Origin of the sequence: Micromonospora sp. HNM0581, from assembly GCF_012726175.1 — a bacterium.
Taxonomy (GTDB): domain Bacteria; phylum Actinomycetota; class Actinomycetes; order Mycobacteriales; family Micromonosporaceae; genus Micromonospora.
The window spans coordinates 37709-50485 of record NZ_JAASAD010000012.1; the positions used below are offsets into that span (position 1 = coordinate 37709).

Sequence of the window (12777 nt, forward strand, 5' to 3'; positions counted from 1 at the left end):
CGGTGGCGGGTGGCTCAGCGTCCGACGAGGTGGCGGTCCTCGTTGGGCATGATGATCCAGAGCGCCAGGTAGACGATCACCTGCGTGCCCGGCAGGAGCAGCGACAGCAGGAACAGCAGCCGGATCAACCCGGCCGACCGCCCGAACCGCCGCGCCAGGCCGACGCAGACCCCGGCGAGCATTCGCCCCTCACGGGGGCGGACCAGTTTGCGACTCATCGTCGTACTTCCCCTCTGCGGCGCTCTGCCGCTGCTGGAATCAACGGTAGGAATCGATGGCCACCCTGCCCTCGTCCGCGAGGAGGAAGGCCATCACGCTGACCCGTAGGTGCATACCCGCGCGGACGCCGGACGACGCATTCAGGGGTGACTGTGCCGCCGCCGACCGAGGGGTGGGCGAAGCGCCTCGGCCCCGATTCCGGCCTGGCGCCCGTCGGTGCCCGGCTCCGGCTCTGGCCTTCACATCCGACCAGTTCGGCCCGCCAGCGCGGTGCGGTGTTCACCGACTGCTAACCTGTCGTCCGTTTACAGCGACCGGCGGTAGGACGGCTGAGGTGCGGCGGGCCCTGTCGAGGGTCTTACCAGGCGGGAGACGGCGGTGACCTCTGGCGTCGGGGCATTGTGGTCGCACCGGCATTCGCTGCGCATCCTGGTCAGACGCGATCTCGCAGTCAAGTACCAGCAGTCGGCGCTCGGATATCTCTGGTCGTTGATCGAGCCGCTGGGTATGGGCGCGATCTACTGGTTCATCTTCGGTGTGCTTTACTCCCGCGACACCAACCGGTATCTCGGTGAGGCAGCCGGGTCGTACCCGCTGTTCCTGATCACCGGGATCTTCGCCTGGATGTGGACCAGTTCGGCGCTCAACGGTGCCACCCACGCGCTCACCGGCCAGGCCCGGCTGATCACCACGATGAACGTACCCCGACAGGTCTTTCCGATCGGCCGGGTCGCCGGCCGTTTCGCCGAGTACGTCGCCGGCCTGCCGATCCTCGCCGCGATCGCGATCTGGTACGCGGCACAGGGCAGCATCGATCCGGGCTGGTCGCTGCTCGCCCTACCACTCGCGGTACTTGTGCAATCCGTCCTGCTGGTCGGGCTGGCGTTGCTGCTGTCAGCGTTCAACGTGCTGATGCGGGACGTGGAGCGGTTCATGCACCTGATCATCCGAGTGCTCTTCTACGCCACGCCGATCATCTATCCGCTGGAACTGGTACGCGACACCGGACTGCCGGGCTGGCTCAGGATCGGCTACGAACTCAACCCGCTGGTCGGCATCTTCCAGCTACACCACGCGGCGTGGTACCCGGACGAGTTCCCGGGCGTCCGAATGCTCACCACCACCGTCGGCTCCAGCCTGCTGGTGCTCGCGGCCGGCTGGTGGGCGTTCCACAGGCTCGAACCAGCAGTGCTCAAGGAACTGTGATGGCTGAGGCGATAATCGAAGCGGACGGGCTCGGTATCCGTTTCGTCCGTAACCGCCGCCGGCAGTTGCGGCTGCGGGAGCTGTTCATCCACCGCAGTACGCGGGGCACCTCCGACGGCCGATTCTGGCCACTGCGCGACGTCTCCTTCTCGATCGCCGCGGGTGAGACCGTCGGAGTCGTCGGCCGTAACGGCACCGGCAAGAGTACGCTGCTGCGACTGATCGCCGGTGTGCTGATCCCCGACGAGGGACGTATCCGGGTCCGCGCCGACGTCGCTCCGCTGCTGGAACTCTCCGCCGGTTTCTCCAACGACCTTACCGGGCGGGAGAACCTGTACCTCGTCGGCGGGCTGCACGGGCTGTCGTCGAAATATCTGAAGCGGCACTTCGACGAGATCGTCTCGTTCGCGGGCGAGCAGGTGGAACGGGCCATCGACGCCGCGGTGCGGCACTACTCGTCGGGGATGAAGGTGCGGCTCGGGTTCGCGATCATCTCACACCTGCCGCACCCGATTCTGCTCATGGACGAGGTGACGGCGGTCGGAGACGCCGAGTTTCGCGAGAAGTGCTACACGACCATCGACCGTCTGCTCGGGGAGGGGCGCACTCTGGTGCTGGTCTCACACAACGAAAAGGATCTGACCCGGTTCTGTCGTCGGGGGCTGTTCCTCGACGGCGGTCGGTTGAGCGTCGACGGCACCATCGCCGAGGCGTTGGCCGCGTACCAGGAGGCGGCTTCCCGGTGACCCTCGCGATCGTGCTCGCCGCCGGCGCGCCGGCCGCGAATCTGCCGACGGGCACCGGTGAGACGATGGGCGAACGGCTGGCCACCCAGTGGCGCCGGGCCGGCGCAACCGAGGTACGGGTGGCTGCTGATCTCGTCGAGCTGGCAGACCTGGCGGAGTCGAGCGACGGCCCGGTGGTGGTCAGCGGGGCCGACCTGGTCGCGCACACGGCCGTACTGCGGCACCTGCTGACCAGCCCGGTAGGGCCGACAGTGGCGCTTGTGCTCACCGATGCGCCCATCGACGGACAGACGGTGCTACGCGAGGAACGCGGCCAGGTGGTCGAGGCGGGCCACCCGGAACAGTTGGCGGGAGGCGCGGCCACCGGCGTCTTCGGCGGTGCGGTCCGGGTGGGCCGGGAGGACGTGCCGGCGCTGGTGGCCGCTGCCCGAGCGGTCGCTGCTGGTCGACTGCCGGCCGGAGCCGTCGTGGACCAGCTCTTCGCCGCCCTCACCGGGCAGGGAGCGCTGGTCTTTGCGCACCGGGTACGCCTACTTGTCGCGCACCGGGTCGGCGAGACGTCGGAGCTGGCCCGGGCGGATGCGGCGGTGGCCTCGGTGGACGAGGACCGGGCCGAGCTTCGGCTGTCGGTCAAGGAGAAAGACGACTTCTTCACTACCTATTTTGTCAGTACGTGGTCCGGGTACGTCACAAAGTTCTGTGCTCGCCTGGGGCTGAGTCCGACCTCCGTGACCATGGCGTCGGTGGTTCTCGCGGCGGCTGCGGCGGCGATGTTCGCCGCCGGTGGCCGGCCGTTGCTCGTCGTCGGGGCGGTGCTGCTCTACCTCGGGTTCGTGCTGGACTGTGTGGACGGCCAGTTGGCCCGCTACACCCGCAACTTCAGCGCCTGGGGTGGTTGGCTGGACACCATGGCCGACCGGGCCAAGGAGTACCTCGTCTACGCCGGTCTCGGCTTCGGCGCGACCGAGGCCGGGGTCCGGTACGGCTGGGCGTTGGCCATCGCCGCGATGACGTTGCAGACGGTGCGACACATGACCGACGCGTGGTACGGCGTGCTGCACGACGAGGCGGCCCGCCGACCGAGAAGCGTCGGTGCTGCCGGGGGTGGCATCGGTGACCGGCTGAACGCGGCGTCTACCCGGGTGCAGGCAGACACCGGTTCGGTGTCGTACTGGCTTAAGCGCACCGTCGTCTTTCCGATCGGGGAGCGGTGGGCGTTGATCTCGCTGGCCGTGGCGCTGTTCGACCAGCGGATCGCGCTGTTGGCGGTACTCACCTGGGGTGTGTTGGCGTTCGTGTACACCGGTGCGCTCCGTACGCTGCGGGCCCGCTGGATGTGGGTGCCGGTGCTGGACACGCTGGACGCGACACTGCACCGCGACGACGGTCCGGTGGCCGCCCGGCTGCCGGTGCTGCGTCGTCCAGGGCCGTTGGTGTTCGCGGTCGTCGCCGCATTCGGTGCGGCGGTTCTTTTGGTGGCCGGGTTGGTGTTCCGGCTACCGGCACCGACGGTGGAGCTGCTCGGTGCCGCCGACTCGACCGGTGGAATCGATTCGGTGGAGTGGTGGCGGTGGACGGCTCTGCCGGCGGTGCTGTCGGTCGCGGTACCGGTGGCGCTGGTGGTGCTGCTGCTCGGTGCGGCCGGGGCACGGGCGGCGCACAACGGTCCGCTGGACTGGCTGGTGCCGGCCGCGTTGCGAGCGGCTGAGTTCCTGTTCGCCATCGCGGTCGGGCTGATCGGCGGTGCACCTCTCTGGCTGATCTTCGGGTACCTCTTCGTGCTCACTCTGCACCACTACGATCTGGTGGCCCGGCTGGAGAAGCGTCAGCCCGCACCGCCGCTGCACGCAGCCACGCTCGGCTGGGAGGGCCGTTCGGCGGTGCTGGCGGCGGCGACCATCGCCGGAATGGTGAGCGTCGGTCTGGTTGTACTGGGCATTTACGTGTTGGTGCTGTTCGTGGCGAGCGTTGTGCTGGCCTGGGTGTTTCGGGACGTGCCGCCTGGGCGACGCGAGAGCTGCGGCTGATCGCTGCTACTCGATGGACCGTAATAGGCCTGTCACGACTGGAACATGGCACGTTTACCCGATATGCCATTCGCATGATCCTCGCCACAGTCATTCGGGGTTACGTCGACCATGTGGGGAGGAGACGGTGACCACCGTCGCGCTCAAGGATGTCACGAAAGTATTCCGGGATGGCACTGTCGCGGTCGACAGCATCAACCTCGATGCCAACGACGGTGAGTTCATGGTGCTGCTCGGACCGTCCGGCTGCGGCAAGTCGACGGTGTTGCGGATGGTGGCGGGTCTGGAGGATCCGACCTCCGGTGCCGTGATGCTCAACGGCGAGGTGGCTAACGAACTGCCGCCCCGGGAGCGGAAGATCGCGATGGTCTTCCAGGACTTCGCGCTCTACCCGCACATGAGCGTCAGTGACAACATCGCCTTCCCGCTCAAACTGGCCGGTATCGAGCCGGTGCCACGCGGGGAACGGGTCACCGACGTGGCTAGCGCGCTCGGCATCAGTGACGTGCTGGCCCGGCGTCCCGGCCAGCTTTCCGGTGGGCAGCGGCAGCGGGTCGCGATGGGTCGGGCGATCGTACGCCGGCCGGGACTGTTCCTGATGGACGAGCCGTTGTCCAACTTGGACAGTGGTCTGCGGGCCGAGTTGCGGGCGGAGATCTCCGGTCTGACCCGCGAACTGGGAGTCACCACCATCTATGTTACGCATGACCAGGCCGAGGCGTTGACCATGGCCGACCGGGTCGCCATCATGCGCAAGGGCGTCCTCCAGGACGTGGGCACCCCGACCCAGGTGTACGGCCGTCCGGCGACCCTCTACGTGGCCGCGTTCCTGGGCAGCCCCCGGATGAACCTGCTGGAGGCCTCGGTCTACGTCCACCTGGACCGCTACATCACGCTAACCCTCGGGGAGCAGGCGCTCTACCTGCCCTGGGACGACATCCGCAGCCGGGCCGTGGCGCACTACCACGGGGAGCGCATCGTCGTCGGCATGCGGGCCGAGGCCCTCACTCCGGTCGCCCCCGACACCCCGGGGGACGTGCTGCAGGGTCGGATCCGCTACCTGGAGCACCACGGCCACGAGTCGCTCGCCTTCCTCGACATCGGTGCGACCGCCATCATGGTCGACGACATCGGCGCACCGGCGGACGCGGAGACGCCGCTGGGTGAGCGCGGTCTGCGCCGTTTCGGCCAGGTGATGCAGCGGATCACCGGTCGGGGTGGTGAGCCGGTGACCGCACCGGCGAACGGAACCCGGACCAGCGTGCTGCACGACCCGGGCCGCCACCATCGCCGTCCCGCGGAACTCGCGGTCCGGCTCGCCCCGTACCCCGCCGTCAGTGCCGGCCACCCGCTCGCCGTTCAGGTGCGTATGGACGCTCTGCACTTCTTCGACGAGCGCGGCGATCGCATCGACGTCGGCTGGCGCTGAGGTGCCTCGTCGGTGGGCCGGGCGTGGTGTGTCACCTTGCCGGACAAGTTACCGACGGGTAGCTTGTGGGTATGACCATCGACTCGCGGCAGGTGGCGGCCGGCATGCTGGCGGCGGTGCCCTTCGCCCGTACGCTCGGCTTCGAATTCGTCGAGGTGGCCCCGGAAGCGGAGGGTGCGGTGCGGGCGGTGGTACGGCTGCCCGACTCGCCGGCCAACCACAACCACGTCGGTGGCCCACATGCCGGAGCCATGTTCACCCTCGGGGAGACGGCCTCCGGTGCGGTGGTGCTCGCCGCGTTCGGTCACCTGCTCGACCGGGCCACGCCGTTGGCGGTGCGGGCGGAGATCGCGTACCGCAAGCTGGCTCTCGGGTCGGTACGGGCGACGGCTCATCTCGGCCGCCCGCCGGCCGCGGTGGCTGCGGAACTGGAGGCCGGTGAGCGACCCGAGTTCCCGGTACGCGTGGAGATCACCACCGAGGAAGGCAAGCCGACGGCGGAAATGACCGTCGTCTGGACCCTGCGCCCGAACTGACCCTCGCCGGGCCCTCGGAGTCGGGACCATGCGGCGCGCCGGCGGACCGTAGAGGACCGTCGATGTTGCCCCGGTGGGCCCGAGCATGCTGGAATGGCTGACATCGCCGCAGCGCGGGGGCAAACGCGCTGAGTACGGCCAGCACGGGAGCGCACAGTGCCGGTTGCGCACAGCTCGGGCGGATGCCTGCGTGCCGCTCACCTCGGCCACTTGACCGGTCACACCTGCCGGGCACGGTGTCTGGCCGCTCATTTTCGCCGGCACGCGTCCTCGCGTCGATCGTGGTGGTCGGCCGTCGACACGCCGGAGGCGTCCCAGCGTCCCGCAACGAACAGAACCGGCGACGAGGTGAAAAGTGATCATGAATTCCCGGGAGAGTCTCGCAGGACGGCTCCGGCACCGCTACGTGTGGGCGGCAGCGATCCTGCTGGTGGTGTCGGTCGGGGCCGTCGCACTGGTCAACTCGGCCAGGTTCAGCACGCAGCCGCCGAATCTGCACGGGCAACTCGTGAACTGGATGCGTACCACGCTGGAGGAGACTGACCCGGAGCAGCACAACCACGCCGGACACGACATCCAGCAGGTGGTCAACGGTGAGGAGACCCCGCCTGCGGTGATCTGCGGGGTACACGTCTACGGTTTCGAGCCGGCCGAGGCCACCGCGCTCGCCGACGTGCAGACGGTCTACGGCTTCCACCTCTGCGGAATCGCCGAACAGGGCCGCCCCTGGGACTGGGCGGTCAAGCTGGCCGGACCGGTCATCATCGACATGTCCACCGAACCGGCCGGCATCCAGGTGGTCGAGGCAACCGAGGACATCAGGTTCATCGACCGGCTGCGGCAGATGTTCCCGGCCAAGTACGCGCAGCTGGCGGAGCGGGAGGCGCTCGAACCGTCCGAGATGGCCGATCTGCGTCGAAGGTACGACTCCGCTGCCGGACTCTGAACCCGCTGAGCCGGCGGCCACGGCGAAGCGGCGAACTCCCGGGCGCGTTGCCCGCCGCGCCGGTATCCAGCAAGTACGTTTGCCGGTACGGATCGGCGGATAGATTGATCCGATGCTCGGCTTGCCTGACCATGTGACCGCTGTGCTGTTCGACCTCGACGGTGTGCTCACCCAGACCGCTCGGGTGCACAACACCGCCTGGGCCGAGACGTTCGACGACTATCTGCGTCGCCGGTCTGCCACCACCGGCGAACCGTACCGGCCGTTCGACCCGGGGCCGGACTACCACCGCTACGTCGACGGTCGCCCCCGCCTAGACGGCGTACGGACCTTCCTCGCCTCGCGGGGCATCACGCTGCCCGAGGGGTCACCGCAGGACCCGCCCGGGGCGCAGACCGTGCACGGCCTCGGCAACCAGAAGAACGCCATGGTCCTGGAGCGGATCCGCACCGTCGGGGTGGACGTCTATCCCGGGTCGGTGGCGTACCTGAAGGCGGTGGCCGGAGCCGGGCTGCGCCGGGCGGTCGTCACGGCCAGCGCCAACGGCCGCGAGGTGGTCGCCGCCGCCGGCCTGGAAGCGTTGCTCGAAGCTCGGGTCGACGGGCTCACCGCCCGAGCCGAGGGACTGCGCGGCAAGCCACACCCGGACACCTTCCTCGCCGGTGCCGAACTACTCGACGTGGTACCGGAGCAGGCGGCCGTGATCGAGGACGCGTTGGCCGGAGTGGAAGCCGGCCGGGCCGGCGGCTTCGGCTACGTCATCGGTGTGGATCGGGCCGGTCAGGCCGACGAACTACGGGCACACGGCGCCGACGTCGTGGTCGACGACCTCGCCGACCTGCTCGACCACGGACGGCCCGAATGATCAGGGAACGGGCGTACCCGGTCGAGCCGTGGCACGTCCGGGAAACCCGACTCGACATGGACGTGCTGGCCCAGTCGGAATCGGTGTTCGCGCTGTCCAACGGGCACGTCGGCCTGCGTGGCAACCTTGACGAGGGCGAGCCACACGGGCTACCCGGCACCTACCTCAACTCGTTCTACGAGCTGCGGCCCCTCCCGTACGCCGAGGCCGGATTCGGCTTCCCCGAATCCGGACAGACGATCGTCAACGTCACGAACGGCAAGTTGATCCGACTCATGGTGGACGACGAGCCGCTCGACGTGCGCTACGGCGAGCTACTCGCCCACGAGCGGATCCTCGACATGCGCGCCGGCACGCTGCACCGCTCGCTGCACTGGCGTTCTCCCGCCGGCCGTGAGGTGAGGGTCAACACCACCCGGCTGGTCTCCTTCCGGCAGCGCGCGGTGGCCGCGATCCGCTACGAGGTGGAAGTCGCCGACGGTGAACCGCTGCGGTTGATCGTCCAGTCGGAGCTGGTGGCCAACGAGACGTTGCCGCCACAGAGCCGGGACCCCCGCGTCGCCGCCGTGCTGGAATCTCCGCTACAGGCGGAAGAGGAGCTGACCACCCCGGCCGGTGGGCTGCTGATCCACCAGACGAAGGTCTCCGGGCTGCGGGTCGCCGCCGCCATGGATCACCAGGTCGACTCGCCGGCCCGGACCAGCGTCCGCTCCGAGGGGTACGAGGACTGGGTGCGTACCACGGTGGCGTGCGTACTGGAGCCGGGGCAGAAGCTCCAGGTGGTCAAGTACCTCACGTACGGCTGGTCCAGCCGGCGCTCGCTGCCGGCCCTGCGCGACCAGGTCGGTGCCGCGCTGGCCGCCGCGAAGCTGGACAGCTGGGACGGGCTGGTCCGCGAGCAGCGGGAGTACCTCGACGAGTTCTGGGACGCCGCCGATGTCGTGGTGGACGGCGACCCGGAGGTGCAACAGGCGGTCAGGTTCGGCCTGTTCCACGTGCTCCAGGCGGGTGCGCGGGCGGAACGTCGGCCCATCTCGGCCAAAGGACTCACCGGCCCCGGTTACGACGGGCACGCCTTCTGGGACACCGAAATGTTCGTCTTGCCGGTGCTGACCTACACCCACCCGGCCGCTGTGAAGGATGCCCTGTACTGGCGCTTCTCCACCCTGGAGCAGGCCCGGGAGCGGGCACGCACACTCAACCTGGCCGGTGCCGCCTTCCCGTGGCGCACCATCGAGGGGCCGGAGTCGTCCGGCTACTGGCCGGCCGGCACCGCCGCATTCCACATCGCCGCCGGCATCGCCGACGCGCTGCGTCGCTACGTACTTGTCACCGGCGACCGGCAGCTGGAGCGGGAGATCGGGCTGGAACTGCTGGTGGAGACCGCGCGGCTGTGGCGCTCGCTCGGGCACCACGACCGCAGCGGCAACTTCCACGTCGACGGGGTCACCGGCCCCGACGAGTACACCGCCGTCAAGAACGACAACATCTACACGAACCTGATGGCACAGCGGAATCTGCGGACCGCGGCCGAGGCGGCGATGCGGTACCGGGACGAGGCGTTCCACCTGCGGGTCACCGACGAGGAGGCCGCCGCGTGGCGGGACGCTGCCGCCGCCATGCACATCCCGTACGACGAGGAACTCGACGTACACCAGCAGGTGGAGGGCTTCACCCGGTTGCAGGAGTGGGACTTCGATCAGACCCCACCGGACAAGTACCCGCTACTGCTGCACTATCCGTACTTCGATCTCTACCGCAAGCAGGTGATCAAGCAGGCTGACCTGGTGTTGGCGATGCACTGGCGCGGCGACGCCTTCACCGCCGAGGAGAAACTGCGCAACTTCCTCTACTGTGAACGCCGTACGGTCCGCGACTCGTCACTGTCGGCCTGCACACAGTCGGTGCTGGCAGCCGAGGTCGGCTACTCCGATCTGGCGCACAGCTACCTGCGTGAGGCCGCGTTGATGGACCTGCACGACCTCAACGAGAACACCCGCGACGGGGTGCACATGGCCTCGCTCGCAGGTGCCTGGATCGCGCTGGTCGCCGGTTTCGGTGGCCTACGGGACCACGACGGAACGCTGTCGTTCGCACCGTGTCTGTCGAGCCGGCTCAACACCCTGTCGTTCGCGCTCCAGTGGTGCGGTGTGCGGTTGCGGGTCGAGGTGCGCACCCACGACACGACGTACGCCCTGCACCATGCGGCCCCGGACTCGGTCATCGAGTTGACACACCACGGCGAACCGGTGCGCGTCACCTGCGCCGAGCCGGTCACCGTACCGAATCCACCGCCACCTGCGGACCTGCCGGAACCGGAGCAGGCGCCCGGTCGTGCACCCCTGCTCCGGCTGCCGGACAACCCGGCCTGAGCCGCCTGCGTCGCCGTCAGATCGGCTCGCCCTGGGAAGGGCGGCCGGCGGTGTCGTGGGGCGTCCTCGCTCGGGGGTCGTCGGCCGCACGAGCCCGGGCAGCCTCGTCCGCCCAGTCTCGGCCACGCCTGTCGTCCTTGTCTCGTCGTTCACGTTCGGTTACGGGCTGTACTTGCTCACGCTGATGATGCGCCATGACGGTCCTCGCGATCTGTCGGCGGCGCCGGTGACGCCGGTCCGTCTGCGGTCGCCCGTCGGCTACCCGGCATCCAGCGGCGCAAACACTGACGGCCTGCGACTGGAGGGAGTGTCGTCGACCGCACCGGGTAACCAGAGTGGTCCGCGGGTGCCAGGCGGGTGAGTCGGCCACTGGAGGCGAAATGGACGTGCGTGGTGAAGCGGTGACGATCCCGGCAGGGGAGGTGCTGCTCCCCGCCGACCTGTCCATACCGGCGGAGCCGGTCGGGGTGGTGCTTTTCGCGCATGGCAGTGGCAGTTCACGGCACAGCCCGCGCAACGTGTCGGTGGCGCGCCACCTCAACGGTGGTCGGCTCGGCACCGTACTGGTGGATCTGCTCACCCCGGCCGAGGACGAGGTGGACGTGGCAACTGCCGAACTGCGCTTCGACATCGGGCTACTCGCCGACCGTCTCGCCGGGGTGCTGGATTGGCTGGCCACCGAACGGCCCTTCGGGGCGGGCCCGGTGGGTCTGTTCGGCGCGAGCACGGGGGCAGCCGCCGCGCTGGTGGCCACTGCGCGACGGCCGGCCCTGGTACGTGCGGTGGTGTCCCGGGGTGGTCGGCCCGATCTGGCTGGCCCCGTCCTGGACCAGGTGCGCGCCGCCACGCTGCTGCTCGTCGGCGGACTCGACGAGCAGGTGATCACCCTCAACGAGCAGGCGCTCAGTCAACTGACCTCCCGGGCCGAACTGCGGGTGATTCCCGGTGCCACACATCTCTTCGAGGAGCCGGGCACCCTGGACCAGGTCGCCGAGGCTGCGGCCGGCTGGTTCCACGACCACCTGCACCGCCATCCCGCCTCCGTCTAGCACACCCGCCACCCGCGCCCGCCAGGCGTACGGCGGTGACTTGCGGCATGTCGGGCCTTCCCGCTGGCTTGGTAGCCCGACTTGCCGCAACCTGAGACCCGGCGGATCTGGGTGGCGGCGGATCTGGGGCGAGGGTGATCAGGAGGGTGACGCGGGCGGGGTTGACGGGTCGGGCGGTGACTTCGACGATGGCGAGTCCGACGGCGGAGAACCGGATGCCGGACCGGCTTTCGAAGCAGCCCTCGGCCCGGCGCCCGCAGCGTCGGCCTGCCGTTGACGCTGCACTGTGTCGACGACCCGCCAGGCGACTGCGGTGATCGGGACCGCGACGAAGGCACCCGCGATGCCGGCGATGAGGGTGCCGGCGGTGACCGCGACCAGGATCACCACCGGGTGCAGTCGTACCTGACGCTTCATCACCAACGGCTCCAGCAGGTTCCCCTCGATCTGCTGAACGGCGATCACGGCGGCCAGAGTGAGCAGGGCGGTGGTGGGACCATTGGCGGCCAGTGCCACCAGCACGGCGACCGCCCCGGCCACGGTGGCACCGACGATCGGCACGAACCCACCGATAAAAGTGATCATCGCCAGCGGTAGTGCCAGTGGCACCCCGAGCAGTACCAGCGCCAAGCCGATGCCGATGGCGTCGATCGCGGCGATCAACATGGTGCCGCGACTGTACGAGCCGAGGGTGTGCCAGCCGACCCGACCGGCCTCGGCGGCGATGCCCCGGTTGCGCCCGGCAGCCCTTCGCAGCATCCAGTGCCACATCGATCGGCCGTCCTTGAGCAGGAAGAACAACAGCACCAGCGCGAGCAGGGCGGAGCCGACAACCTCAGCCACGGTGCGGGCGCTGGCTACCGGATCCACTTCCTGCTGGCTGATCGCCCTACGCGACTGGGCGAGCAACCCGTCGAGCTGCTGGTCGGTGACCGGCAAGGTCGCGGTGACGAAATCGCGGGTGCGCTCCAGACCCTGACGCAGTTCCTCACCCAACTCGCTGAACTGGTCGGCGGTCAGGCTCCACACGAGTGCGCCGACGCCGCCCAGGACGCCGAGCAGAAGCAGAACACTGAGCAGGGCGGCAAGTGAGGCGGGTAGCCGCAGTCGGCGCAACGCCAGCTGCACCGGATCGAGCAGCGCTGTGAGGAAGAGGGTCGCGGCCACTGCGATGGCCAGTGGAGTGACAAGTAGCGTGATCCGTGCCAGCAGGTAGAGCCCGGTGGCGATCACCACCAGACAGGCGCTCCACACCACCGCGGAGCGGATCAGCCAGGGCAGGGCTGCCCAGGTCTGGCGGGGCCCCGCGTTGCGGTCCACCGGCTTGTCGGGCGGATGCCCGCTGTCCTCTTCGACCACGTCGGCCCTCCTCGATGTCCGGC

At 69.1% G+C, this 12777-nt stretch carries 12 protein-coding genes; 9 read left to right on the top strand and 3 right to left on the bottom strand.

Going from position 1 to position 12777, the window contains the following annotated elements:
* Positions 1-14: 14 nt before the first annotated feature.
* Positions 15-218, bottom strand: a complete 204-nt coding sequence (locus HCA58_RS15720) for a PspC domain-containing protein (RefSeq protein WP_169598584.1) — start codon at positions 216-218, stop codon at positions 15-17.
* A gap of 379 nt (positions 219-597) precedes the next feature.
* Here HCA58_RS15720 and HCA58_RS15725 point away from each other — a divergent pair, with 379 nt between their 5' ends.
* The 8 genes from HCA58_RS15725 (at position 598) to HCA58_RS15760 (ending at position 10346) form a co-directional block, all read left to right on the top strand.
* The gene (locus tag HCA58_RS15725; protein ID WP_169598585.1) at positions 598-1425 is read left to right on the top strand and encodes an ABC transporter permease; all 828 of its coding nucleotides are present in this window, start codon (positions 598-600) and stop codon (positions 1423-1425) included.
* A complete protein-coding gene (locus HCA58_RS15730; protein WP_169598586.1) occupies positions 1425-2171 on the top strand; it encodes an ABC transporter ATP-binding protein in 747 nt (248 codons plus the stop codon). The genes HCA58_RS15725 and HCA58_RS15730 overlap by 1 nt, the downstream gene beginning before the upstream one ends.
* Positions 2172-2236: 65 nt before the next feature.
* A complete protein-coding gene (locus HCA58_RS15735; RefSeq protein ID WP_169598666.1) occupies positions 2237-4198 on the top strand; it encodes a DUF5941 domain-containing protein in 1962 nt (653 codons plus the stop codon).
* A 127-nt stretch (positions 4199-4325) separates the two neighbouring features.
* Positions 4326-5627 (top strand): ABC transporter ATP-binding protein, encoded by a 1302-nt coding sequence (locus HCA58_RS15740; protein ID WP_169598587.1) that lies wholly within the window; start codon positions 4326-4328, stop codon positions 5625-5627.
* A gap of 71 nt (positions 5628-5698) precedes the next feature.
* The gene (locus HCA58_RS15745; RefSeq protein ID WP_169598588.1) at positions 5699-6163 is read left to right on the top strand and encodes a DUF4442 domain-containing protein; all 465 of its coding nucleotides are present in this window, start codon (positions 5699-5701) and stop codon (positions 6161-6163) included.
* A 361-nt stretch (positions 6164-6524) separates the two neighbouring features.
* Entirely contained in the window at positions 6525-7109 is a 585-nt protein-coding gene (locus HCA58_RS15750) for a hypothetical protein (RefSeq protein ID WP_169598589.1), read from the top strand.
* A 112-nt stretch (positions 7110-7221) separates the two neighbouring features.
* The gene (locus HCA58_RS15755) at positions 7222-7974 is read left to right on the top strand and encodes a beta-phosphoglucomutase family hydrolase (protein WP_169598590.1); all 753 of its coding nucleotides are present in this window, start codon (positions 7222-7224) and stop codon (positions 7972-7974) included.
* On the top strand, positions 7971-10346 hold the full coding sequence (locus HCA58_RS15760) for a glycoside hydrolase family 65 protein (protein WP_169598591.1): 2376 nt from the start codon (positions 7971-7973) through the stop codon (positions 10344-10346). The genes HCA58_RS15755 and HCA58_RS15760 overlap by 4 nt, the downstream gene beginning before the upstream one ends.
* A 16-nt stretch (positions 10347-10362) precedes the next feature.
* Here the strand turns inward: HCA58_RS15760 and HCA58_RS23585 are convergent, their stop codons facing one another.
* Positions 10363-10542, bottom strand: a complete 180-nt coding sequence (locus HCA58_RS23585; protein ID WP_169598592.1) for a hypothetical protein — start codon at positions 10540-10542, stop codon at positions 10363-10365.
* Between the two features lie 184 nt (positions 10543-10726).
* Here HCA58_RS23585 and HCA58_RS15770 point away from each other — a divergent pair, with 184 nt between their 5' ends.
* Positions 10727-11395, top strand: coding sequence for an alpha/beta fold hydrolase (locus HCA58_RS15770; RefSeq protein ID WP_169598593.1), 669 nt, complete (start codon positions 10727-10729; stop codon positions 11393-11395).
* A 138-nt stretch (positions 11396-11533) separates the two neighbouring features.
* Here HCA58_RS15770 and HCA58_RS15775 read toward each other — a convergent pair whose 3' ends face one another.
* Positions 11534-12754: an AI-2E family transporter gene (locus HCA58_RS15775; RefSeq protein WP_169598594.1), complete on the bottom strand. Its 1221-nt coding sequence runs from the start codon at positions 12752-12754 to the stop codon at positions 11534-11536.
* Positions 12755-12777 lie beyond the last annotated feature (23 nt).

Coding starts and splice junctions, on each gene's coding strand:
- HCA58_RS15735 (WP_169598666.1), top strand. CDS start 2,237: ATGGGCGAACGGCTGGCCACCCAGTGGCGCCGGGCCGGCGCAACCGAG.
- HCA58_RS15755 (WP_169598590.1), top strand. CDS start 7,222: ATGCTCGGCTTGCCTGACCATGTGACCGCTGTGCTGTTCGACCTCGAC.
- HCA58_RS15770 (WP_169598593.1), top strand. CDS start 10,727: ATGGACGTGCGTGGTGAAGCGGTGACGATCCCGGCAGGGGAGGTGCTG.
- HCA58_RS15730 (WP_169598586.1), top strand. CDS start 1,425: ATGGCTGAGGCGATAATCGAAGCGGACGGGCTCGGTATCCGTTTCGTC.
- HCA58_RS23585 (WP_169598592.1), bottom strand. CDS start 10,542: ATGGCGCATCATCAGCGTGAGCAAGTACAGCCCGTAACCGAACGTGAA.
- HCA58_RS15760 (WP_169598591.1), top strand. CDS start 7,971: ATGATCAGGGAACGGGCGTACCCGGTCGAGCCGTGGCACGTCCGGGAA.
- HCA58_RS15745 (WP_169598588.1), top strand. CDS start 5,699: ATGACCATCGACTCGCGGCAGGTGGCGGCCGGCATGCTGGCGGCGGTG.
- HCA58_RS15750 (WP_169598589.1), top strand. CDS start 6,525: ATGAATTCCCGGGAGAGTCTCGCAGGACGGCTCCGGCACCGCTACGTG.
- HCA58_RS15720 (WP_169598584.1), bottom strand. CDS start 218: ATGAGTCGCAAACTGGTCCGCCCCCGTGAGGGGCGAATGCTCGCCGGG.